The following is a 22,836-nucleotide window of genomic DNA, read 5'->3' on the forward strand; positions in this document are numbered from 1 at the left end:
TCAAGGCCTGCGGGTTTTGACAATATGTGCCCCAATGGGTGCCGGATGTGGCGGTACGTCAGGGGCAGGAGTGTTGCCACATATGGATAATGAACAAGTTTCAGCCGTTAACGATGAAGCAGCTGCCGCCGAGGCTGCTACCGCGCCGAAGAAGGCCACGAGGACCCGGCGAAAGCCTGCAGGGAAGGCCGACGACGGCCTGACCGCCACAGCAGAAATTGGCACCGGAGCGGACACCCCGGAAGAAAACCTGCCGGCAGGGGAGGGGCCCGCCGACCAGGCCACGGCCGAGAACGCCGAGGCCGCCGCTGCAGAAACGAAAGCCCCTGCACGGCGCACCCGCGCCCGGAAGAAGGCAGAGACCGCCGAGCCGCTGCCCGCCTTTGCGGACGAGTCAGCAGCCGCTGGCGCGGACGTTGCAGCGGAGACAGCGGTCGCAGTTGATGCAGGTGCACCGAACAGCGCCGAGGGTGCGGACCCCGCAGTGGAGCCGGAGCCGGAAACGAAGCCTGTCCGCCGCCGTCGCGTTGCCACCCGGAAGGCCTCAGCCCCGGTTGCCGCTCCCGAGGCCGCAGCGCCGGCCGCAGAGCCGCTGCCGTTGGAACAGCCGGCCCCGGCCGCAGCCGGAGAAGTGGCCGAAACGCCGGCTGCCGGGGAAGAGGCAGCACCGGAAGCACAGGCAACAGGCGAAGCACCTGCACCGTCCGCGGATCAGACGGCCGCGGAGGTATCCGGAACGGTAAACCCAGGGCCCGGGGCAGCAGCAGAAGTTTCGGAGAGCGCCGGCGCGGCGACTGGAGCCGGGCAGGAGCCGTCGGCCCCTGCCACAGCAGCACCTGAAGCGCCCTCCGCTCCCGCCAGCCCCTTCGCATCACTGTTCATGGAGCCCGGTTCGCCCACATCCGTGCTGTTCCAGGCCCCGGACCTCAGCACGGTCGTGCGGCCCGCGCCGGCTGCCGCGGAAGAAGCTGACGAAGACGATACGGAAGATGATTCCGAGGACGCCGGCAGCCGCCGGAGGCGCCGGGGCCGCGGCCGCCGGAGCCGCAGCCGGCTGGGCGAGCGGGACGCTGAGGCCGATGCGGAAAGCAGTGACGCCGCCGATGCCGACGTTACCGAGGAGACTGACGGGGAATCCCTCGGCCAGGCGGACGACGTCGTGACCTCCCGCCGTCGCCGTCGCCGCCGCCGTGGCGACCAGGACCTCGAACTGACGGGCGGGGCTGAGGATGATCCGCCCAACACGGTGACGCGTGTTCGCGCACCGCGCGCAGTCAGTGAGGCGCCTTCCAGCAATCGCGTCACCAGCGTTAAGGGTTCCACCCGCCTGGAGGCAAAGAAGCAGCGCCGCCGCGAATCACGCGACACCGGCCGCCGCCGCACCGTTATCACCGAGGCGGAGTTCCTGGCCCGCAGGGAGTCCGTGGACCGGCAGATGATTGTCCGCCAGCGCGACGACAGAATTCAGATCGCCGTCCTCGAGGATGGCGTCCTGGCCGAGCACTTTGTCTCCAAGACGCAGCAGGACTCGCTGATCGGCAACGTCTACCTGGGCAAGGTGCAGAACGTCCTGCCGTCCATGGAAGCCGCCTTCGTGGACATTGGGCGCGGCCGCAACGCCGTCCTGTACGCCGGCGAAGTCAACTGGGAGGCCGTCAACCTCGAGGGCAAGCAGCGCAGGATCGAAAACGCGCTCAAGTCCGGGGACACCGTCCTGGTCCAGGTCACCAAAGACCCCGTGGGACACAAGGGCGCGCGCCTCACCAGCCAGATTTCGCTGCCCGGCCGCTACCTCGTCTACGTGCCCGGCGGTTCCATGACCGGCATCTCCCGCAAGCTGCCCGACGTCGAACGCAACCGCCTCAAGCGGATCCTCAAGGACCGCCTCCCGGAGCAGGCAGGCGTGATTGTGCGCACCGCCGCCGAAGGCGCATCCGAGGAAGAGTTGACCCACGATATCAACCGGCTGCGCGCGCAGTGGGAGGGCATCGAAAGCCAGTCCAAGTCCACCAAGGTCCTTGCCCCTGAACTGCTCTACGGCGAACCGGACCTCACCATCAAGGTGGTCCGCGACGTTTTCAACGAGGACTTCTCCAAGCTGATCGTTTCCGGCGAGGAAGCCTGGGACACCATCGAGGCCTATGTCACCTACGTGGCCCCGGACCTGGTGGGCCGGCTTGAGAAGTGGACCAAGGACCAGGACATCTTCGCAGCGTGGCGGATCGACGAGCAGATCCACAAGGCCCTGGAGCGGAAGGTCTTCCTCCCCTCCGGCGGCTCATTGGTGATCGACCGCACCGAAGCCATGACCGTGGTGGACGTCAACACGGGCAAGTTCACCGGCAGCGGCGGCAACCTCGAAGAGACGGTAACCAAGAACAACCTTGAGGCCGCCGAGGAAGTGGTGCGGCAGCTTCGCCTGCGCGACATCGGCGGCATCATCGTCATCGACTTCATCGACATGGTCCTCGAATCCAACCGCGACCTGGTGCTGCGCCGCCTGGTGGAATGCCTGGGCCGGGACCGTACCAAGCACCAGGTTGCCGAGGTCACGTCCCTTGGCCTGGTCCAGATGACCCGCAAGCGCATGGGTACCGGGCTCCTGGAAGTGTTCGGTGAGCAGTGTGAAGCCTGCGCCGGCCGCGGGGTGGTGACCCATGACGATCCCGTGGAACACCGCCGTGCCAACATTGTTGCAGCCGAGCACCACGTGCAGCGTTCGGACAGCAGGCCGGAGGTACGCGCCGAAGGTCACCGGAATGAGGGCCAGCGGACGGACAGCAGCCAGCCGGGCAGCCGTCCGGACCGGAAACGGCGCCGCGGCCGCGGCGGCCAGCAGCCCGATGTTGCCCCTGCCCCCGCAGTCCACGTGCACACGGTCCACCCGGACCCGGCAGACGCCGAGCGGCATGCGAAAGCAGAAGCCACCAGGCTGGCCCTTGCCAACATCGCTGCGGCTGCACATGCTGCCCATCTTCATGACGACGAGGTGGCCGCGGCCCGCCAGGCGGCGCCTGCCCAGCCGGCGGCGCCCGCCGAGTTGGCAGCACAGGCGCCTGAGAAGCACGACGGCGAAGCCCCCCGGCCTGCCGCGGTCCTGACCTTCGGCGGGGAGAAAGTGGTCCTGCCGTTTGTGGAACATGCCGAGGAGCAACAGCCGAAACCGGCCCTGACGCTCGACCGGCTCGCCGAAGCCTTCGCCCACCTGGGCGAGCCCCCTGCCGCCGAAGAGAAGGCCGAGCAGACCGCGGAACGGGAACCGGAGCAGGTCCGGGCCACCCCGGCGCAGCAGGACCAGCCGCAGCAGCGGACGGTTCCTGCCGCCGCGGAAAAAGACTATTCCGACCACACCCTGGAGCAGTCCCGCCCGCGCCGGGCACGCCGCAACCGCAGTGCCAGCCGTGCGCAAGGGGCAGCCAACGAGACGTCGGTGGAGCAGCACGAGAATGTTCCGGCAGCGGCAACCGGACATTCCCATTCAGCCAAGGCACCGGAGCCTGACCAGGCGCCCGCCGCCAAGGCAAGCAGCAGCAAGCCCGCCGAGGCGCCCATCATCCTGGGTGTCGGGGTTCCCGCCTCGGAGCTGTAAAGCCACAAATATCCGGAATGCCCGGCCCGCCACGAACAGTGGACGGCCGGGCATTTGGGTTTAAGGGAGCAGGCCAGGGGTGCGGTAGCAATCCGTCACCTTCGCCGTGACCCGGCAAAAAAGCTAGGCTGGGAAACGACACGGGGTGCCGCGCGCAGGGCCGGCTGAGATCCAGACCCGTTGAACCTGTCCGGTTAGCACCGGCGAAGGGATGTCTCTTGTCTTCGACTCTTGAAATGCCCACTGCCACGAATCAGGCAATTGCCACCGTCCAGGGCAAACCTGCACCGGCTCCTTCACCCCGGGATGCCCAGGGCCGGGATGTGCCCCGGGTCCTCTCCATTGCCGGCTCCGATCCTTCCGGCGGTGCCGGCGTGCAGGCAGACCTCAAAAGCATCGCGGCCCACGGCGGCTACGGCATGGCTGCCATCACCGCCCTCACCGCGCAGAACACCTGCGGCGTGCGGGCCGTCCACGTTCCGCCCGCCGCCTTCCTCACCCAGCAGCTTGAGGCCATTAGCGAGGACATCAGCATCGACGCCGTGAAAATCGGGATGCTGGGCGGCACCGAGGTGATCGAAGCTGTCCGGGCATGGCTCGACGAGGTGCGTCCCGGCGTCGTGGTCCTGGACCCCGTCATGGTGGCCACCAGCGGTGACCGGCTCCTCCAGGAGTCTGCGGAGGAGGCACTTCGCGGGCTGCTTCCCCTGGCCCACCTCATCACCCCCAACCTTGCTGAACTTGCCATGCTGGCTGGCGGGAAGATGCAGGAGAGCTGGGAAGGCGCACTGGAACAGGGCCGGCAGCTCGCCGCTGCCACTGGAACCACCGTCCTGGTCAAGGGCGGCCACTTGGCGGGGGAGGAGTGCCCCGATGCGCTGGTGAACACCTCCGGCCTGCTTGGCCAGGAAGTCGTGGTGGTCCCCGGCAAGCGGGTGGCCACGCGGAACAGCCATGGCACGGGCTGTTCCCTTTCCTCGGCCATGGCAACGGTCCAGGCGCGGGTGGGGGACTGGGAGGCAACCCTTCGGGAGGTCAAGCCCTGGCTTGCAGGCGCCCTGGACGCCTCCGGGCGGCTGGACGTGGGACAGGGCAGCGGGCCCGTCCACCACTTCCACCACCTGCACACGGATGCTGGGGAGGGCAGCTTCGCGGCACAGCTGTGGACTGAAGCGGAAAGGGAACTCGCAGCGATTTACGGCCTGGCCTTCATCAAGGACCTGGCCTCGGGCATCCTGCCCGAACGCCAGTTTGCCTACTACCTGGCCCAGGACGCCATCTATCTCAACGGCTATTCCCGCGTCCTGGCGCGGGCAAGCGCGCTCGCCCCGACGGAGGCGGAGCAGCTGTTCTGGGCGCGTTCCGCGCAGCAATGCTTGGAAGTCGAGTCCGAACTCCACCGCACCTGGCTGAGCACCCGCCCTGCCCCGACGGAACTGGGGCCCGTCACCAAGTCCTACGTCGACCATCTGGTGGCGGCTTCGGCGTCGGGCAGCTACGCAGTGCTGGCCGCGGCAGTCCTGCCCTGCTTCTGGCTATATGCCGAAGCGGGCACCACCCTGCATGCGCAGTTCCTCGCAGCCGGCGAGCCGGCGAGCCACCCCTACGCTGACTGGCTGCGCACCTATGCCGATGAAGGTTTCGCCGAGGCAACCCGGACGGCGATTGCCATCGTGGACAGGGCCGGGCGCGCAGCATCGGATGACGAGAGGGCCGCCATGACCACGGCGTTCAGGCAGTCCTGCCGCCTGGAAACGGAATTTTTCGACGCGCCGCGCCTTCATTCCTGACGCCTGGACCAGTGCGCTGCCGGTAATATGGTGGGGCACGCTCCGGGGATGGAAAAGTCCTGTGGTTCCTATCACAGACCACCCGCCGGAACCAGCCTCATTTGCGGCCGAAGACAAAACTAGCGTATTCTAGATCTTCGGTGCTTACGCCAACACTTGGGTTATGACCCCACGGCGTTGAGGCACAGCGAGAGCCCAGCCAATTATTGAGCAGGGTTCCGCACGCAAATTTGTAATAAACGTCGAGAGAAGTGAGTTCCCAAGTGGTGTACGCGATTGTCCGCGCAGGCGGCCGCCAAGAGAAGGTTTCTGTTGGAGACTTCGTTACCCTGAACCGCGTCGCCGGTGGAGCTGGCAGCACCATTCAGCTGCCCGCACTGCTCCTGGTGGATGGTGACAAAGTCACCTCCGCCGCTGCTGACCTGGCCAAGGTGACCGTTACGGCTGAAATCCTCCAGGACCTCCGCGGTCCTAAGATTGTCATCCAGAAGTTCAAGAACAAGACCGGTTACAAGAAGCGCCAGGGTCACCGCCAGGAACTGACCAAGGTCAAGATCACCGGCATTCAGTAACTACCGGTTACTGTTCAGGTTTTTCAGCAAATTCCCCAGAATTTAGAGGCAGGCATTTCAGATGGCACATAAAAAGGGCGCGAGCTCCACTCGCAACGGCCGTGACTCCAACGCTCAGTACCTCGGCGTCAAGCGCTTCGGCGGCCAGGTAGTTTCCGCCGGCGAGATCATCGTCCGCCAGCGCGGCACCCACTTCCACCCAGGTGCCGGCGTTGGCCGTGGCGGAGATGACACCCTGTTCGCACTGACCCCGGGAGCCGTTGAATTCGGCACCCGCCGCGGTCGTCGCGTCGTCAACATCGTTGCTGCTGCGGCTGCAGAGTAACAACCAGTTCTGAAGCGGTGGAGCGGACCTGATGGTCCGCTCCACTGTTCTTTAACCGCACTACAATCGATGTGGCGTCCCTGCACGCCGCGAATAACAGCACTGAGGAGATCCACGTGGCCAGCTTTGTAGACCGGGTAGTACTGCACGTATCCGGCGGTACCGGCGGCCACGGGTGCGTCTCGGTCCACCGGGAAAAGTTCAAGCCGCTGGGCGGTCCCGACGGCGGCAACGGCGGCAATGGCGGCGATGTCATCCTCCGCGTTGATCACCAGACCACCACCCTGCTTGACTACCACCACGCACCGCACCGGCACGCAACGAACGGCGGCCCCGGCATGGGTGACTGGCGCGGCGGCAAGAACGGCGAGACCCTGGTCCTGCCCGTCCCCGACGGTACCGTAGTCAAGTCCAAGGACGGCACGGTCCTGGCCGACCTCGTAGGCGAAGGCGCCGAATACGTTGCCGCCGCCGGCGGCATCGGCGGCCTGGGCAACGCCGCCCTCTCCTCGCAGAAGCGCCGCGCTCCGGGTTTCGCGCTGCTGGGCATCGAAGGTGAATCCAGGGATATCGTCCTGGAACTGAAGTCCATTGCCGATATCGCACTGGTGGGCTTCCCGTCCGCAGGCAAGTCAAGCCTCATTGCCGCCATGTCCGCCGCGCGGCCCAAAATTGCCGACTACCCGTTCACCACGCTGGTCCCCAACCTTGGCGTGGTCCAGGCCGGAGACATCCGGTTCACCATTGCCGATGTGCCCGGCCTCATTGAGGGCGCCAGCGAGGGCAAGGGCCTGGGGCACCACTTCCTGCGGCACGTGGAGCGGTGCGCCGCGCTGGTCCACGTCCTTGACTGCGGAACGCTTGAATCGGACCGTGACCCCCTCTCGGACCTCGCCGTCATCGAGGCCGAGTTGGAGAAGTACGCCGTGGACATGAGCTACGCCGGCCAGGACGGTGAAGTGGTTCCGCTGAACCACCGCCCCCGCCTGGTGGCGCTGAACAAGGTGGACCTGCCCGATGGCAGGGACATGGCCGATTTTGTCCGGCCGGAGCTGGAGTCCCGTGGCTACCGCGTGTTCGAGGTCTCGGCCACCAGCCATGAAGGCCTCCGCCAGCTGGGCTTTGCCATGGCAGAGATCGTCAAGGACGCCCGCGACGCCGTGGCCGCCGCTCCGCCCAAGGTGCAGCCCGCCGTGCTGCGGCCCCGTGCTGTCAACGAGACCGGGTTCAAGATCCGTCGCGAGGAGAAGAGCCTCGAGCCGCTCTTCCGCGTCCTTGGGGAAAAGCCCGAGCGCTGGGTCAAGCAGACAGACTTCACCAACGAGGAAGCCATCGGCTACCTGGCTGACCGCCTGGCCAAGCTGGGGGTTGAAACCGAACTGTTCAAGATGGGAGCCAAGCCCGGCGATACCGTCGTGATCGGCGAAGACGACGGCGTGGTCTTCGACTGGGAGCCCACCATGATGGCCGGTGCCGAACTCCTGGCTTCGCCGCGCGGCACCGACGTCCGCTTCGCCGACATCGGTGACCGGCCGACCCGGAGCCAAAAGCGCGAGGAACAGCAGGAGCGCCGCGATGCCAAGGCTGCCGCCCGTGCCGAGCTCGAGGCTGAGCGGAAAGCCGGCATTTGGACTGAGTCCGTCAGCGGCCGGCGTGCCGCCCAGCCCCTGAAAGAAAGCGGACTGGACGCCGACGATGACTTCTAGGACTCCAGCCGCGGCACCGCTTGCCCGGGGCGTGGACAGGAGCGTCCTTACAGGCGCGCGCCGGATCGTGGTGAAGGTTGGCTCGTCGTCGCTGACCAGCATCAAGGGCGGCATCTCGGAAGAATCGCTGACTGCCCTTGCGGACGCCCTGGCTGCCAAGCGTAACACCGGGACGGAAATCATCCTGGTTTCGTCCGGCGCCATTGCCGCCGGCCTGGCCCCGCTTGGCCTGGCGAAGCGCCCCCGGGACCTTGCCACCCAGCAGGCTGCAGCGAGTGTGGGCCAGGGCCTGCTGATGGCCCGGTACACCCAGGCTTTCGGCGCGCACGGCGTCACCGTGAGCCAGGTGTTACTGACGGCGGAAGACCTGATGCGGCGAAGCCAGCACACTAACGCCTTCCGCGCCCTGGACCGGCTGCTGAACCTCGGCGTGGTCCCTGTGGTCAACGAGAACGACACCGTGGCCACCCACGAGATCCGCTTCGGCGACAACGACCGGCTGGCCGCACTGGTGGCCCACCTGGTCCGCGCCGACGCGCTCGTGCTGCTTTCCGACGTCGACTCCCTTTACGACGGCCCGCCGGCCCAGGGCGCGCAGCGGATACCGCTGGTTGAGGGTCCGCAGGATCTTGAGGGCGTTTCCATCGGAAAAACCGGCAAGGCCGGCGTCGGCACCGGCGGCATGGTCACGAAGGTGGAGGCAGCCACCATGGCAGCCGGCAGCGGCATCCATGCCCTGGTCACCTCCACGCCCAACGCCGCTGCGGCGCTTAACGGGGAGGACGTGGGCACGTGGTTCACCGTCAACGGCGCCCGCAAGCCAGTACGGCTGCTGTGGCTGGCACACGTTGCCTCCGTCCAGGGGCGCCTGGTCCTCGACGACGGTGCCGTCCGGGCTGTGCGGCACCACCGCACTTCACTGCTCCCTGCCGGCATATCGGCCGTTGCCGGCGAGTTTGAAGCGGGCGACGCCGTCGAAATTGCCAGTGCGGACGGTACGGTGGTGGCGCGCGGCCTGGTGAATTACTCGTCCCAGGAACTGCCGCGGATGCTGGGCAGGTCCACCCGCGAGCTTGGCGAGGAACTCGGCACCGGCTATGACCGCGAAGTTGTTCATGTTGACGACCTGGTGCTGGTCTGAGTCCCGCCCTCGCCTAAACTTGAACCATGACTGAGGCCCTGATTCACACAACTGCTGAAAATTCCGGAGACACTGCTGCCGCGCCCGGGGCACAGAAGCCAGCCCCCGCAGCAGTGCCGGGATCAGCAGCCGGCGCCCTGTCCGATGCTGGAATCCAGGACGCGGTCCATGCAATTGCCGACCGTTCCCGGCAGGCAGCGCGGCGTATGGCCATGGCCAACAGGGCCTGGAAGGACCGGGCGCTGCGTGCCGTCGGTGCTGCCCTGCAGGAGAGCACCCAGGCCATCCTGGCTGCCAACGCCAAGGACGTCGCTGCGGGTAAGGCGAACGGTACGTCTGCAGCCTTGCTGGACCGGCTCACGCTGACCGAAGCCCGGATTGACGGGCTGGTGGCGGCCCTGGAAAACCTGGCCAACCTGCCCGACCCCGTCGGCAACGTGGTCCGAGGGCAGACCCTGCCCAACGGCCTGCGCCTCCGGCAGGTCAACGTGCCCATGGGCGTGGTGGCCGCCATCTACGAAGCGCGCCCCAACGTCACCGTGGACATCGCCGGCCTGGCCCTCAAAAGCGGCAACGCTGTGATCCTGCGCGGCGGCAGCGCTGCCGAGGCCACCAATGGTGTATTGGTCAGGGTGCTGCGCGAAGCCCTGGAGTCGGTGGGCCTGCCGGCCGACGCCGTACAGACGGTGGACCAGTACGGCCGCGCCGGCGCCAACGCGCTCATGCGCGCCCGTGGCCGCGTGGACGTGCTCATTCCCCGCGGCGGCCGTGACCTCATCCAGGCCGTGGTCAATAACTCCGCCGTCCCCGTCATCGAAACCGGCGAGGGGAACGTTCATATCTTCATTGACGAGTCCGCAAGCGAGGACATGGCCGTGGAGATCCTCCTCAACGCCAAGACGCAGCGACCAAGTGTCTGCAACACGGTGGAGACGCTCCTGGTCCACTCGGGATCCACGGCGCTCCCTGCCGTGGCAACTGCCCTTGCGAAGGCCGGTGTCAGGCTGCACGTGGACGAACGCATCCGGGTGGCGCTGCCCGCCTCCATCGAGTCCTCGCCTGCCACGGAGCAGGACTGGGGAACCGAGTACATGGACCTCGACCTCGCGGTGGCCATGGTGGACAGCCTGGACGAGGCCGTCAAGCACATCCGCACCTGGACCACAGGCCACACGGAGGCGATCCTCACCAACAATCTCTCGAACGCCGAGCGGTTTATCGCCGAAGTCGATTCCGCAGCTGTCATCGTCAACGCTTCCACACGGTTCACCGACGGCGGGGAGCTTGGCCTGGGCGCCGAAGTAGGTATTTCCACCCAGAAACTTCACGCGCGCGGGCCCATGGGGCTCACCGAACTCACCACCACCAAGTGGATCGTGCAGGGCGAGGGCCAGGTCCGCGGGTAGCGACGCGGTACCATAGACCAGATGCCATAAGCAGCGGGAACTTCCGCTGCCACAATCCTTTCAAACCCTAGGGGAGAACATGCTGTTCCAGCAGATCGCCATGACCGTCGCCGAAGGCGAAGAACACGAACTCGCACCGCTGTGGGCTGAGCCGTGGGTCTTCGGCGTTGTCATTTTCGCCATCCTGCTGGTACTGATGTTCATCACCTTGTCCTACTCCAACCTGGGCAACCGGCACGCGGCAACCGAGGAACACGCAGACCCGCACCGCCAGCACCCGAACAAGCACGATCACGGGCAGGGCCACTAACATTACCCGCGTTCTGCACCGTAACGGTGCCAAAGGTAGGCTGCGGCTTGGCGTGATGGGTGGGACCTTCGATCCCATCCATCACGGCCACCTTGTCGCGGCCAGTGAGGTGGCTGCCGAGTTTGAGCTGGATGAAGTCGTTTTCGTTCCTACTGGGCAGCCGTGGCAGAAGTCACACAAAAAGGTCAGCGAAGCCGAACACCGGTACCTCATGACGGTCATTGCTACGGCCTCCAACCCGCGCTTTACTGTGAGCCGGGTGGACGTTGATCGTCCGGGGCCCACCTACACCATCGACACCCTCCGGGATCTTCGCTCCCAGCGCCCGGACGCGGACCTGTTCTTCATCACCGGTGCGGACGCGCTGGCGCAGATCCTGTCATGGAAGGACATCGACGAATTGTGGTCGCTGGCCCATTTTGTCGGGGTCACCCGGCCCGGCCACGAGCTGGACGGGATGGGGCGTGACGACGTCAGCCTCCTGGAAGTGCCGGCCATGGCCATCTCCTCCAGCGACTGCCGCGCCCGCGTGGCAGCAAATGATCCTGTTTGGTACCTCGTGCCGGACGGCGTGGTCCAGTACATCGCCAAGTACGGCCTTTATACCGAGGCGCCGGCAGCCGGGAATGAAGTACCTTCCGAAGCACGTGAACCAGCCAGTACTGAATGAGTTCTCAATGAGTCAGGAACAGCCCCCCATCCGCAGCCGCCGGGAACTACGGAAGGCCAGGGACGCCCAGCAGGCCACAATGCCCACCGGCGCGGAACAAGTATCCCCTGCCGCAAAGCCGACGGCCACCAGGACTTCCGTCGCAACCACGCCTGCCACAACGCCGCCTGCCACAACGCCGCCTGCCGCAACGCCGCCGGGACCAACGCCGCCTGCCGCAACGCCGCCGGGGCCCCGGGCAGCGGGCGCCGCGGCCGGGCAGGCCGCTGCCCAGCGGTCCTCCCAAATCCGGGCACGCGACCGGGCAGCCCTCCGCACTATCAAGGAGCTGGAGGAAAAGGAGGGCCAGCTTGCTGCCGGAGGGCCGCCTACCCGCCGCCAGCTCCGCCTGCAGCAGCTCAAGGAACAGGCGCTGACTGCCGCCAACCCGATTGTCCCCCCTGCTTCCGGTGCTTCGGATCCCCCGCCGGCTTCAGCTCCCACCGCCCCTGCGGCCTCTGTCGCTCCGGCGGAAGCGGGGAACCGCAAGCCCCGGTCCGGAGGGAAAAAGGGCGACGGCGCGGGGGAGCCCGGGTCCCAGGGCGGCAAGGCTCCCTCCCAGCCTGGAGCGGGTTCCGCGGCGCCCGAGGGCATGACGGTGGAGCAGGCCTTGGCGGCGCGGGCTCTGATCGCGGAGCAGGCCAAGAACCAGCTTGCCAAGATGGAGCACATCGCTTCCCTGGACCCGGAAGCTGTTGACCCGGAGATCCTGGCCGAGCAGATCGCACTGGCCGAACGTGCCGCCGTCATGAACCGGCGTGCCATGGCCAAGCAGAAACTGGCAGAGCAGGCGGGGGCTCCGCTGCCTGCCAAGGATCCTGCCCCGGCCCCTGCGGGTAAGCAGGACCAGCACGGTAAGAAGGACCAGGGCGCCGGTCAGCGGCCGGGTCCCTCCACGGCCAACAACCTGGCCATGGTCACCCCGCTGGAGTTCGTGCAGGTTCCAGGCATTGACCGGCCTGTCATGAAACGTCCTGCCACCTCGCACGTTCCGGTGACTACCCGTCCCGGAACCAAGGTGACGCCGTCCCGCACCAAAAAGCCGCGGCCTGCAGCGCCCCAGCGCCCAGCTCCCACTGATGGCGGGTCGGGCCGTTCCAACGTCATTGCCAGAGCTGAAGCTGCTGCCCGCGCTGCTGCCCGCCCGCAGACAGTGCGGACGGAAGAAAGCCTCGGGGAGGACCTTTTCGAGGAGCTGCCGCGGGTTCCCGCCAGCTCCGCCCATGGGCTGGAACCCCTGGACGCGGCCACTGCAGGACTGGCGCGGGCCAAGCGTAACAGGGTGCTGCAGCTCTGCATCCTGGCCTTCGGAGTCGTGGCCTTGGTTTCGGGGGTCCTCCTGATCATCAGCGGCATGTCCAGCTGACTGCTGCGGCCGGCCATACATTTTGCACCCAACAAGGAGTCACGTGACTGCATCGGAATCATCCCTCGCCATAGCCCGCACCGCCGCCAAGGCAGCTGCGGACAAAATTGCCCAGGACATTGTTGCCCTGGACGTCAGCGAGCGGCTCGCCCTGGCTGACGTCTTCCTGATCGCATCGGCCCCCAGCGAACGCCAGGTGAACGCCATCGTTGACGGGATCGAGGAGGAACTGCTGAAGCAGGACCTGCGGCCCGTCCGCCGGGAAGGCCGTTCCGGCGGCCGCTGGGTACTGCTCGACTACTCGGACATTGTCATCCACGTCCAGCACGAGGAGGACCGTGTGTTCTACGCACTGGAACGCCTGTGGAAGGACTGCCCGGTAGTGGACCTGCAGCTCGGAGACGACGCTTCGGCCAAGGCCGCTGCTGCCTCCGAGAACGAGTAGATCCGCGTCGCCACGGGGAATATGCCGGATTTGGAATTTTCGGAATTGCTGTTCTAAGATGTTTGAGTTGCTTCGGGGAAGCCCGAAAAAAGTTCTTCAAGAGCAGCAATAATCCGGGGCTGTGGCGCAGCTGGTAGCGCACCTGCATGGCATGCAGGGGGTCAGGGGTTCGAGTCCCCTCAGCTCCACCGGGAAGTCCGCCGGAATCCACGATTCCGGCGGACTTTTTTGTTGTGCGGGTATGTGCAGCGGGCGCGACAGGAGGAGTCGGGTTCCGGGAGGACGGGCCGCTGATGCGACAGGGCTGGAGCGCCGATTGGCGCCGCGGGCGAAAGTGCATTAGGCTGGTCAGGTTGCTCCGGGGAGTCAGTCCGGAAGCGGCAAGGTACGGGGCTGTGGCGCAGCTGGTAGCGCACCTGCATGGCATGCAGGGGGTCAGGGGTTCGAGTCCCCTCAGCTCCACCGGAAAATGCTTTGCAAAGAGTACTAAAGGGACGGTCCCCAAAGGACCGTCCCTTTAGTCTTAACTCCGGGCGCCCGTCACAGCCAGGCAGTCCGGCGCAGCGGCGGCTGTTCGCCTCCGGGCCGTTGGACCAGGACCTGGTTGACGCCGGTGAGACCGTGTTCAAAGCCCAGGGCGCTGGAGGCCATGTACAGCCGCCATACCCTTGCCCGCCCCTGGCTGGTCAGCTGGGCGGCCTGGTCCCAGTTGTCCTCCAGCCTGCTGACCCAGGCACGCAGGGTCAGCGCGTAGTGTTGCCGCAGCGCCTCCACGTCAAGGATTTCAAACCCGGCAGCTTCCAGGGCCGACACGGTCTCGCCGAGACTGATCATCTCCCCGTCCGGAAAGACATAGCGGGGAATGAAGGAATCCGGATCAGGCCTGGTGGGGCCGGCATTCCAGGAGACCGCGTGGTTCAGCAGCCGTCCGCCCGGCTTTAGCAGGCTGAACAGTGCGCTGGCGTACCCGGGGGTTTGCTCCCGCCCCACGTGCTCTGACATGCCGATGGAGCTGATGGCATCGAAGGGCCCGTCGAGGACGTCCCGGTAATCCTGCACGCGGATATCCACCCGTTCTGTCAGCCCTGCATTTGCCGCCCGCTTTCGGGCCAGGATCGCCTGCTCCGTGGAAAGTGTCACTCCCACGACGGTTGCACCGTACTTCCCGGCCGCGTGCAGGGCGAAACTGCCCCAGCCGCAGCCTACGTCCAGGACCCGCATCCCCGGCCGAAGGCCCAGCTTGCGGCACACGAGGTCGAGCTTTGCCTCCTGGGCAGCGTCCAGGCCAGCGGCGAGGGGGCGGCTGCCGTCGGTGCGTTCACTGCCGTAGCCGGCTTCCGGCCATACCGCGCAGGAGTAGACCATCGATGGCCCCAGCACCAGGGCGTAGAAGTCATTGCCCACATCGTAATGATGGGAGATGGCCGCCGCGTCACGGCGGCGCGAGTGCAGCCGTCCCTTGCGGACGACCCTGGCCTCCTCCGGCGGAGGTGCGGGATTGGGGCCAAGGGCTCCCAGCCGGACGGCGGTGCGCAGCAGTGTCCAGATTTCGGCGGCCGTCAACGGTCGGAAGGGGCCCGGCTCGGCGAACTTGCCGGCGGAGCTCAAGGCACTGAACGCAGCGAAGATGTTCCCCGGAGAGTCGATGTCCCCGGCGACGTAGGCCCGGCTCAAGCCCAGTTGGCCCGGAGACCACAGGATCCGGCGCAGCGCGCGCCGGGACCGGAACTCCAGGACGGGAGCCCCCTCCGGCCCTGCCTCCGAACCATCCCACGCCCGCAGGCGCAGTGGTATCTCCGGGGTGTCCAGGACAACGGCCAACGCCTTGGCCAACCGCGCTGCGTTCCCTGTGCCTGTACCTGTGCTCTTGCCTCTGCCTATGGCCTTGCCTGCCGTCATGATGCTCCTCCCGTCGCCATGGGCCAAGACTAAGGCCGGAACCCCCGGCACGACTATCATGGTGGAGTGAATCCTGCCCGAACCGACGTCGTGGTCATCGGCGCCGGTCAGGCCGGGCTTTCCGCTGCCTACCACCTCCAGCGCCGGGGCCTGGACTACGTGGTGCTCGACGCCGAGGACGGTCCCGGAGGTGCGTGGCGCCACCGCTGGAAGAGCCTGCGCATGGAGACAGTCAATGGCATCAGCGACCTGCCGGGCATCGCCAAGCCTGCAGTGGATCCCCGGGAGCCCAGCTCGGAATTCCTGACCCGGTATTTTGGCGGCTATGAAGAGGAACTGGGCCTGGCCGTCCAGCGCCCGGTAAAGGTGACGTCCGTCAGCCGCGAGGACGGGGACCCTGGCGGCAGGCTGCTGGTCAGTACGTCGCGCGGGGATTGGACAGCCCGGGCTGTCATCAACGCCACTGGAACGTGGACCCGCCCCTTCTGGCCAATCTATCCCGGCCAGTCAACGTTCCGCGGGCGGCAGCTGCATGTGGCGGACTACGTTTCGGCAGATGAGTTCACAGGCCGGCACGTGATAGTGGTGGGCGGCGGCATCTCCGCCGTAGGCCTCCTCGATGAGATCTCGCGCGTCACGACCATAAGCTGGTTCACCCGCCGGGAACCGGTGTGGCGTGAGGAGGAGTTCGACGCGAAGGCAGGACACGACGCCGTGGCCCTGGTGGAGGAACGGGTCCGCCGGGGACTGCCGCCGCAGAGCGTGGTTTCGGTGACCGGGCTGATCTGGACGCCGACGCTCAGGTCCGCCGCTGCCAGGGGTGTACTCGACCGCAAGCCGATGTTCACGTCCATAGAGCCCCATGGCGTCCGGCTGGCCGATGGCGGCTTCCTGCCGGCGGATGTCATCCTCTGGGCCACCGGATTCCGCCCGGAGCTCGAACACCTCGCACCTTTGCACCTGCGGGGACCTGGTGGCGGCATAGTCATGGACGGAACACAGGTGGCCCAGGAACCTCGCGTCCATCTCGTGGGGTACGGCCCGTCGTCGTCCACCATCGGCGCCAACCGGGCAGGACGCGCGGCGGTGTCTGCCATCCTGAAACTGCCAGGGATCAGTGCGGCAGCGGTACCGGCAACCTGGGGCTGAGCAACGACCGGCGCGACAGCCGCGGGATGCGGCAGCGGCACAATCACAAGCAGAAAAGAAAGCGGCAGGAACAGTTGGCATCAGACACTCTTGAGCACGTCTTCGGCGCCCTCAGGCGGCGGCCCGACGTCGAGGCCCCCAACCTGCAGGCATGGGACGCTACGGACCGCCTCCTGCTGGAAACAGCTGCGCGACTCGTGGGCAGCGGGAGCACAGTGGCCGTCGTCGGGGACCGCTACGGCGCCCTGACCCTCGGCACCCTTTTCACGCTCAACCCCGGCGCGGTGCGTGTGCACCAGGACCTCATAACCGGTGAACGCGCGCTCCGGCTCAACGCGGCCGCGCTGCGGCAGCCCGGCGTCATGCCTGGCACCACAGCAGGCACGGCGGGCAGCGGGACGGGTGCGGAACCGGGCTTCACGCAGCTGCCGTTCGGGCCGGAGCTCCTGGCCGGCGCGCAGACGGTGCTCTTGCAGCTGCCCAAGACCCTGGCGGAACTGGACGAGATCGCCGCCGCGGTGGCCAGGCACGCGGCACCTGACGTAAAACTCCTGGCCGGGGGCCGGGTAAAGCATATGTCCCTTGGCATGAACGCCGTCCTGGGGCGGCACTTCAACTCCGTCCAGCCGCAGCTCGCCAGGCAGAAATCCCGCGTGATCCTGGCCAGCGAAGCGCAGGGGGACAGCAGTCCGGAACAGTACCCGGTGATGGAGTACGTTGCTGAGCTGGACCTGAACGTGGCCGCGCACGGAGCCGTCTTTGCAGGAACCAGGCTGGACATCGGCACCCGGTTCCTGCTGACGTTCCTTCCGGAGATGAAGGAAGCCCGGCACGCCGTGGACCTAGGCTGCGGCACCGGGATCCTCGCCGCCATGTATGCACGCCGGCACCCCGCCTCGGCGGTGACCGCCACCGACCAGTCGGCAGCGGCAGTGGCCTCGGCGCAGGCGACGGCACGTGCCAACGGACTGGAGGAACAGATCGGGGTTCTCCAGGACGACGCCCTGGGTACCATGGCGGACGGCAGCGTGGACCTGGTCCTGCTCAACCCGCCATTCCACGTGGGAGCCGGCGTGCACGCGGGGGCAGGCCTGAAAATGATCGAAGCGGCAGGCCGGGTGCTGGCGCCGCAGGGCGAGCTGTGGACGGTATTCAACAGGCACCTGCCCTACATGCCGGCGCTGGAACGGCACGTGGGACCCACCTCTGTGAAGGGACGGAACCCCAAGTTCACGGTGACCCTTAGCACCCGCCTCAGCCCCGGGTGAATCGGCGTAAGACCGCTGTGGGCAGGCTCCTGCCCCTGCTGCATGGAGCGGAAGGAGTGGCGCCAGTCCTGCGCCGCGCCGTCTTTCCGGCGTATGGGTATGGGCCCCCGCGTAACGTACGATTCAAGCATCACCATAAGTAGCTGGGGGACGACGTTTAGGGGACGCTGTGACTGAGATCCGCCAATCCTCACCGAGGCGCGGAACCAACCTGCCCCGGATGGGCGACTTCAACCTCACGGTGATCCTGGACGCCATCCGCAGGTCCTCCGGGGGATTAAGCCGGGTGGAACTCGCCCAGATCGTGGGCCTGTCGCCGCAGACGATCTCCAACATCTCCCGCCGCCTCCTGGACCAGAACCTCATTGTGGAAGCCGGCAAGGAAGGCAGCGGCCCCGGTAAACCCCGCACCATCCTGCGGCTCAATCCCGGCGGCGTCTTCGCCCTCGGCGTCCACCTCGACCCCGCCGTCACCACCTTTGTAGTCCTTGACCTGGTGGGGGCAGTGGTACGGCACTCCCGGATCAAGACCCCCGGCGGCAATGACCCCTCGGCCGTCATCGCCACCATTGCCGACGAAATTGCCCAGCTCGTGGCGGACTCGGGCGTGGACCACACCAGGATTTCGGGCCTGGGCCTCGCCGCGCCCGGCCCCATCGACCTGGACAACGGCACTGTGGTGGACCCGCCGCTGCTTCCTGGCTGGGACCGGGTGGAACTGCGCACCGCCCTTTCCGAGGCCACCGGATATTCGGTGCTGATGGACAAGGACGTCACCAGTGCAGCCGTTGCCGAGACATGGGCAGGTGGTGCCAGCGGCTCCGGCAGTTTCATCTTCATGTACATGGGCACCGGCATCGGCTGCGGGATAGTGCTCAATGACGAGGTGGTCCGGGGCACCTCCGGGAACGCCGGCGAGATCGGTCACATTGTGGTGGACCCGGACGGGCCCCCATGCGACTGCGGCCTCCGCGGCTGCGTGAAAGCCACCTGCATCCCGCAGGTGCTGGTGGCGCAGGCGAAAGCTGCAGGCATCCTGGACGGCTCGCGTGGGGGCAACAGCGGCGCCGAAATACAGCAGAGTTTTTCGCGGCTGTGTGACCTCGCGGACGAGGGAAACGAGCAGGCGCTCGCCATCATCGACAAATCGGCGGTGCTCGTGGCGCGGGCAGCGTCCGTGGTGACCAACACTTTGGACGTGGAGCGGGTGGTGTTCGGCGGGCCGTTCTGGAGCCGCCTTGCCGGGCGCTACCTGGAGAAAATCCCGGCGCTGCTGGATGCCCACAGCGACACCCGCCTCATCCATCCCATCGACGTGGTGGGCACGGGGGTGGGGGATGACGTTGGCGCCATCGGGGCTGCCTCCCTGGTGCTGGAGCACACGCTGGCCCCACGCGCCCAGCGGCTGCTTTTGGAGAGCTGACCTGCTGATATGGTGTTTCCGGCTTGCCTGCCGCAGGCCGTCCATCTAGGCTTTGCGTATTGCCGCGGCTGGGGACCCGCTGACATAGGGGCGCCGCAGCCATTGACCGAATGGAGCACCATGCGCTGCAGGGCCCTGAAGACCATGTCCCTGATAGCTGCGGCAGCGGTTGTCCTGACGGCGTGCAGCCCGGGCGACCCCGGGGACGCTGCAAAAACCCTGAAAGTGGCCTACCAGAAGACGGACTCCTTCACTGCCGTGGACACCATGCTCCAGGCGGCCAAGCAGGAATTCGAGGCGGCAAACCAGGGCGTCAGCGTAGAGCTGCAGCCCATCCAGGCCAACGATGATGACTACGGCACCAAACTGGCCCTCGCCCTGCGCTCACCATCCACGGCGCCCGACGTTTTTTATGAGGACACCTTCAAGGTCCGCTCGGACGTGGACGCCGGTTACCTCCTGAAGCTGGACAGCCACCTTGAGGGCTGGGAGGACTGGGACAAATTCGACGACGGCGCCAAGGCGGCAGGGCGGGCGGACGACGGCGGCACCTACGCAGTGCCGCTGGGTACCGATACCCGGGCCATCTGGTACAACAAGAAAGTCTTCACGAACGCCGGGATCAGCGTCCCTTGGGAGCCGCGGAGCTGGCAGGACATCCTGGACACGGCGCGGAAAATCAAGGCCAATGACCCCGGGGTTGTGCCGTTCAACATGTATGCCGGCAAGGGCACCGGCGAGGGCACCGTCATGCAGGGCTTCTATGAGCTCTTGTATGGAACCGGCTCCGAGCTATACGACGAAGAGGCCGGGAAATGGGTGGTGGGCTCCGCCGGCTTCACCGACTCGCTGGCTTTCCTGAAGACACTCTATGACGAGCAGCTGGCGGTTTCTCCGGCTGAAGCCCTGGACGCCAACATTTGGAAAAAAGTGTTTGGCGAGTGGTTCCCGAATGCCAAACTCGGAGCCACTGTGGAAGGTTCCTACGCGCCGTCGTTCTGGCAGGAAGGCGGGAGCTACGAATGGCCGGGCTACGAACAGGACATGGGCGTCGCCCCTTTCCCCACGCGTGACGGCCAGGATCCGGGGGCGGTGAGCATGTCTGGCGGCTGGACGCTGGCTGTCGGGGCGGGCACGAAGGACCCGGACCTCGCGTTCAACTTCCTGACCACTGCATTGAACGAGAAGAATTCCCTGGCTTTCACCGTTGAGAGCTCACAGATCGCGGTCCGGCAGGACGTCGCGGCTGATCCCGGCTATCTGGATGGCAATCCCTTCGTCAAGGAAGTTTCAGAGCTCGTATCGGTAACGCGCTACCGTCCTGCAACGTCCGACTATCCCCGGATTTCTGCTGCCGTCCAGGAAGCCACCGAGGCTGTCATCACTGGCAGCCGGTCACCGGAAGAGGCAGCGGCGGATTATGATGTCGCGGTCACGGAGATCGTCGGCAGCGACAAGACCGTCCGGAAGTAACCCATGCCTGTTCCCGCAGCGGCACGGCAACTGATTCGGTACCTGCCGGTCCTTCCCGCTGTCCTGCTCCTGCTCGTCTTCCTGGCCGGTCCGGTGTTCTGGGCCTTCAACGCCTCCTTCACCAATGCCGGCCTTACCGGCCGCAGCGCGCGCGACCCTTCGTGGGTAGGACTGGACAACTACCAGCGGCTGCTGGCCGATCCGGTGTTCCCGCTTTCCCTCCTGCTCACCGTAGTGTTTGTGGCAGGCTCTGCCGTGGTGGGCCAGAACCTGCTGGGGCTGGTCCTTGCCCTGCTGATGCGCCGGGCACGGCCGGTGGTGTCCTCCGTCGTTGGAACAACTGTGGTGGCTGCCTGGGTACTTCCGGAGATCGTTGCTGCCTTTGCCGCCTATGCCTATTTCAGCCGCGACGGCACCCTGAACCAGTTGCTGGGCGTCCTGGGACTCGGCGGGCAGGACTGGCTGTACGCCTTTCCCATGGTGGCCATCATGCTTGCCAACGTGTGGAGGGGGACCGCGTTTTCCATGCTCGTGTACCGGGCGGCACTGCACGATGTCCCGGCCGAGGTAACGGAAGCGGCCCAGATGGACGGGGCACACGGCTGGCAGCGGCTTGCCTTCATTACCCTGCCCATGATCCGGGGGAGCATCACCACCAACCTGATGCTGGTTACGCTGCAGACCCTTGCCGTGTTTACCCTCGTGTGGGTCATGACCGCCGGCGGACCCGCCAACGCCAGCACCACGCTGCCGGTACTCGCCTACCTTGAGGCGTTCAAGTTCGGGGACATCGGCTATGGGACGGCTGTGGCGTCGGTGCTCATCCTTATCGGCGCCGCCTTCGGACTGGTGTACGTCCGGCTGCTGAAGGATGCCAGGCCGTGACCGCCCCTGCGAGGACAGCCCGTCCGCTCCCTGCCGGCACGGCTGCAACAGCCCGGCCCGGCAGGAGGAGCACGCCGGCCGACGCGGTGCTGCTGCTGATCGGCGTCTCCTTCCTGATGCCCCTGCTGTGGCTCATCCTGGCTTCGCTGGACACAAGGGCAGGACATGAGCTCAAGTTCCCTGCCGCGCCCAGCCTGGGCAACTTCGCCGCCATCGCATCTCCGGAACTGCTGCTCCGGCCGCTGTGGAACAGTGCGGTGCTCTCCTTGGGAACGGCTGCGGTGACCCTGGTGGCGGCAGTCCTTGCCGCCTATCCGCTGTCCCGGTACAGCTCCCGGTTCAACCGGCCGTTCATGTACACCATCCTCTTCGGCACCTGCCTGCCCATTACCGCCATCATGGTTCCGGTGTACGGGCTCTTCGTCCAGTTCGAGCTCCTTGATTCGATGCCGGCCACCATCCTGTTCATGGCTACCACCGCCCTGCCCATGGCCATCTGGATGATACGGAACTTCATGGACGGCGTGCCGGTGTCGCTGGAAGAGGCGGCATGGGTGGACGGCGCGTCCAGGATGACGGCACTGCGCACCATTGTCCTGCCGCTGATGAAGCAGGGCCTGGGGGTTGTGTTCATCTTTGTGTTCATCCAGGCCTGGGGGAATTTCTTTGTCCCCTTCGTGCTGCTCCTGTCCGAGGCACGGCAGCCGGCAGCGGTGTCCATCTTCAGTTTCTTTGGACAGCATGGGGCAGTGGCGTACGGCCAGCTGGCCGCGTTCTCGATGGTGTATTCGCTGCCTGTGCTTGCCCTCTACGTCATCGTGGCCAGGGGTGGCGGCAGTTCCTTTGCCCTGTCCGGAGCGGTGCGCGGCTAGTCGATGTCCTCAACCACCACGCCGAAGGGGATGCTGTCGTCCAGGTGGGCCTGGTGGCCGGTGGAGCCGGGGTTGTACACAACCCGGACTCCGTGGAGCTTGTCCGCGGCCGACTGCTGCAGGACAGGCTTCACGGTGCTGATGAACATCTCGCTTTTGCCGGCGAGAAACTCCTTGTAACTGGCTGGAAGCTCGCTCATGGCAAAAGGATAGACCTCGCGCCCCTTCATGGGGAGGGGTGCCTATTGACTGGGGCAGGACACGGGGGGCTGATCGTAAAGGCAGCTCGGGCGAAGAATATTCTGCGCCACTCCAAGACAGCGCGTAAGACTGCGTCTTAATTCGGGGACTGACTTGAATGCTGCCACCGGCGCTCCTAGAGTCATATACAAGTTACCGCGGTAACGTGTCAGCGATCCTCCGGTCTGGAGGGTGTGGGTGCCCCCATGTGGGCCTGACATTTGCTCACGGAGAACTTCGTTCCAGGCGTAACAGTCGCGGCTGCGTC

At 66.3% G+C, this 22,836-nt stretch carries 19 protein-coding genes, 2 tRNA genes and 1 riboswitch; of the genes, 19 read left to right on the forward strand and 2 right to left on the reverse strand.

Translation table 11 applies throughout. The features are described 5' to 3' along the window. The first annotated feature begins 82 nt into the window (after nt 1-82). The 13 genes from FDW84_RS03455 (at nt 83) to FDW84_RS03515 (ending at nt 13,821) form a co-directional block, all read left to right on the forward strand. Entirely contained in the window at nt 83-3,589 is a 3,507-nt protein-coding gene (locus tag FDW84_RS03455) for an Rne/Rng family ribonuclease (RefSeq protein WP_138606632.1), read from the forward strand. Nucleotides 3,590-3,720: 131 nt separating this feature from the next. Then, nucleotides 3,721-3,818: riboswitch (TPP riboswitch) on the forward strand. A gap of 7 nt (nt 3,819-3,825) precedes the next feature. After that, the gene (locus tag FDW84_RS03460; RefSeq protein ID WP_138607185.1) at nt 3,826-5,379 is read left to right on the forward strand and encodes a bifunctional hydroxymethylpyrimidine kinase/phosphomethylpyrimidine kinase; all 1,554 of its coding nucleotides are present in this window, start codon (nt 3,826-3,828) and stop codon (nt 5,377-5,379) included. A 263-nt stretch (nt 5,380-5,642) separates the two neighbouring features. Continuing rightward, nucleotides 5,643-5,951 carry a 50S ribosomal protein L21 gene (gene rplU / locus FDW84_RS03465; protein WP_013601324.1) on the forward strand — a complete coding sequence of 103 codons (309 nt, stop codon included), beginning with the start codon at nt 5,643-5,645 and terminating at the stop codon, nt 5,949-5,951. 61 nt (nt 5,952-6,012) lie between these two features. Beyond that, nucleotides 6,013-6,276 (forward strand): 50S ribosomal protein L27, encoded by a 264-nt coding sequence (gene rpmA, locus FDW84_RS03470; protein ID WP_009372867.1) that lies wholly within the window; start codon nt 6,013-6,015, stop codon nt 6,274-6,276. A gap of 116 nt (nt 6,277-6,392) precedes the next feature. Then, entirely contained in the window at nt 6,393-7,982 is a 1,590-nt protein-coding gene (obgE, locus tag FDW84_RS03475) for a GTPase ObgE (protein WP_138606634.1), read from the forward strand. Beyond that, complete coding sequence (proB, locus tag FDW84_RS03480) at nt 7,972-9,123, forward strand: glutamate 5-kinase (protein WP_138606636.1); 1,152 nt, start codon at nt 7,972-7,974, stop codon at nt 9,121-9,123. The genes obgE and proB overlap by 11 nt, the downstream gene beginning before the upstream one ends. A gap of 26 nt (nt 9,124-9,149) precedes the next feature. Continuing rightward, nucleotides 9,150-10,529 carry a glutamate-5-semialdehyde dehydrogenase gene (locus FDW84_RS03485; protein WP_138606638.1) on the forward strand — a complete coding sequence of 460 codons (1,380 nt, stop codon included), beginning with the start codon at nt 9,150-9,152 and terminating at the stop codon, nt 10,527-10,529. 79 nt (nt 10,530-10,608) lie between these two features. Then, nucleotides 10,609-10,839, forward strand: coding sequence for a hypothetical protein (locus FDW84_RS03490; RefSeq protein WP_138134944.1), 231 nt, complete (start codon nt 10,609-10,611; stop codon nt 10,837-10,839). Nucleotides 10,840-10,894: 55 nt separating this feature from the next. Beyond that, the gene (gene nadD, locus FDW84_RS03495) at nt 10,895-11,509 is read left to right on the forward strand and encodes a nicotinate-nucleotide adenylyltransferase (protein WP_138607187.1); all 615 of its coding nucleotides are present in this window, start codon (nt 10,895-10,897) and stop codon (nt 11,507-11,509) included. 7 nt (nt 11,510-11,516) lie between these two features. Further along, nucleotides 11,517-12,914, forward strand: a complete 1,398-nt coding sequence (locus FDW84_RS03500; protein ID WP_138606640.1) for a hypothetical protein — start codon at nt 11,517-11,519, stop codon at nt 12,912-12,914. 43 nt (nt 12,915-12,957) lie between these two features. Next, complete coding sequence (rsfS, locus tag FDW84_RS03505; RefSeq protein WP_138606642.1) at nt 12,958-13,359, forward strand: ribosome silencing factor; 402 nt, start codon at nt 12,958-12,960, stop codon at nt 13,357-13,359. Between the two features lie 115 nt (nt 13,360-13,474). Beyond that, nucleotides 13,475-13,547: transfer RNA gene (locus tag FDW84_RS03510), tRNA-Ala, on the forward strand. 201 nt (nt 13,548-13,748) lie between these two features. Beyond that, a tRNA-Ala gene (locus FDW84_RS03515) sits at nt 13,749-13,821 on the forward strand. A 78-nt stretch (nt 13,822-13,899) separates the two neighbouring features. Here the strand turns inward: FDW84_RS03515 and FDW84_RS03520 are convergent. Further along, a complete protein-coding gene (locus FDW84_RS03520) occupies nt 13,900-15,258 on the reverse strand; it encodes an SAM-dependent methyltransferase (protein ID WP_138606644.1) in 1,359 nt (452 codons plus the stop codon). Nucleotides 15,259-15,324: 66 nt separating this feature from the next. Here FDW84_RS03520 and FDW84_RS03525 point away from each other — a divergent pair, with 66 nt between their 5' ends. The 6 genes from FDW84_RS03525 (at nt 15,325) to FDW84_RS03550 (ending at nt 22,328) form a co-directional block, all read left to right on the forward strand. Beyond that, on the forward strand, nt 15,325-16,407 hold the full coding sequence (locus FDW84_RS03525) for an FAD-dependent oxidoreductase (RefSeq protein WP_138606646.1): 1,083 nt from the start codon (nt 15,325-15,327) through the stop codon (nt 16,405-16,407). Between the two features lie 74 nt (nt 16,408-16,481). After that, on the forward strand, nt 16,482-17,675 hold the full coding sequence (locus tag FDW84_RS03530) for a class I SAM-dependent methyltransferase (protein WP_240721359.1): 1,194 nt from the start codon (nt 16,482-16,484) through the stop codon (nt 17,673-17,675). A gap of 220 nt (nt 17,676-17,895) precedes the next feature. Next, a complete protein-coding gene (locus tag FDW84_RS03535) occupies nt 17,896-19,098 on the forward strand; it encodes an ROK family transcriptional regulator (protein ID WP_138607189.1) in 1,203 nt (400 codons plus the stop codon). A 120-nt stretch (nt 19,099-19,218) separates the two neighbouring features. Continuing rightward, nucleotides 19,219-20,571 carry an extracellular solute-binding protein gene (locus FDW84_RS03540; RefSeq protein ID WP_138607191.1) on the forward strand — a complete coding sequence of 451 codons (1,353 nt, stop codon included), beginning with the start codon at nt 19,219-19,221 and terminating at the stop codon, nt 20,569-20,571. Between the two features lie 3 nt (nt 20,572-20,574). Next, nucleotides 20,575-21,456 (forward strand): carbohydrate ABC transporter permease, encoded by an 882-nt coding sequence (locus tag FDW84_RS03545; RefSeq protein WP_138606650.1) that lies wholly within the window; start codon nt 20,575-20,577, stop codon nt 21,454-21,456. After that, nucleotides 21,453-22,328: a carbohydrate ABC transporter permease gene (locus FDW84_RS03550; protein WP_138606652.1), complete on the forward strand. Its 876-nt coding sequence runs from the start codon at nt 21,453-21,455 to the stop codon at nt 22,326-22,328. Before FDW84_RS03545 ends, FDW84_RS03550 begins: the two co-directional genes overlap by 4 nt. Here the strand turns inward: FDW84_RS03550 and FDW84_RS03555 are convergent. Further along, the gene (locus FDW84_RS03555; protein WP_240721360.1) at nt 22,325-22,528 is read right to left on the reverse strand and encodes a hypothetical protein; all 204 of its coding nucleotides are present in this window, start codon (nt 22,526-22,528) and stop codon (nt 22,325-22,327) included. The two genes, FDW84_RS03550 and FDW84_RS03555, sit on opposite strands and share 4 nt — an antisense overlap. Nucleotides 22,529-22,836 lie beyond the last annotated feature (308 nt).

This window comes from Pseudarthrobacter sp. NamE5 (genome assembly GCF_005796225.1).
Taxonomy (GTDB): Bacteria; Actinomycetota; Actinomycetes; order Actinomycetales; family Micrococcaceae; genus Arthrobacter.

Excerpts from the sequence above, each read along its gene's own strand:
- FDW84_RS03485 (WP_138606638.1), top strand. The coding sequence starts at position 9,150 with ATGACTGAGGCCCTGATTCACACAACTGCTGAAAATTCCGGAGACACT.
- FDW84_RS03545 (WP_138606650.1), top strand. The coding sequence starts at position 20,575 with ATGCCTGTTCCCGCAGCGGCACGGCAACTGATTCGGTACCTGCCGGTC.
- nadD (WP_138607187.1), top strand. The coding sequence starts at position 10,895 with ATGGGTGGGACCTTCGATCCCATCCATCACGGCCACCTTGTCGCGGCC.
- FDW84_RS03490 (WP_138134944.1), top strand. The coding sequence starts at position 10,609 with ATGCTGTTCCAGCAGATCGCCATGACCGTCGCCGAAGGCGAAGAACAC.
- FDW84_RS03555 (WP_240721360.1), bottom strand. The coding sequence starts at position 22,528 with ATGAGCGAGCTTCCAGCCAGTTACAAGGAGTTTCTCGCCGGCAAAAGC.
- rpmA (WP_009372867.1), top strand. The coding sequence starts at position 6,013 with ATGGCACATAAAAAGGGCGCGAGCTCCACTCGCAACGGCCGTGACTCC.
- FDW84_RS03455 (WP_138606632.1), top strand. The coding sequence starts at position 83 with ATGGATAATGAACAAGTTTCAGCCGTTAACGATGAAGCAGCTGCCGCC.
- FDW84_RS03520 (WP_138606644.1), bottom strand. The coding sequence starts at position 15,258 with ATGACGGCAGGCAAGGCCATAGGCAGAGGCAAGAGCACAGGTACAGGC.
- FDW84_RS03460 (WP_138607185.1), top strand. The coding sequence starts at position 3,826 with ATGCCCACTGCCACGAATCAGGCAATTGCCACCGTCCAGGGCAAACCT.
- FDW84_RS03535 (WP_138607189.1), top strand. The coding sequence starts at position 17,896 with ATGGGCGACTTCAACCTCACGGTGATCCTGGACGCCATCCGCAGGTCC.
- FDW84_RS03540 (WP_138607191.1), top strand. The coding sequence starts at position 19,219 with ATGCGCTGCAGGGCCCTGAAGACCATGTCCCTGATAGCTGCGGCAGCG.
- FDW84_RS03500 (WP_138606640.1), top strand. The coding sequence starts at position 11,517 with ATGAGTCAGGAACAGCCCCCCATCCGCAGCCGCCGGGAACTACGGAAG.
- proB (WP_138606636.1), top strand. The coding sequence starts at position 7,972 with ATGACTTCTAGGACTCCAGCCGCGGCACCGCTTGCCCGGGGCGTGGAC.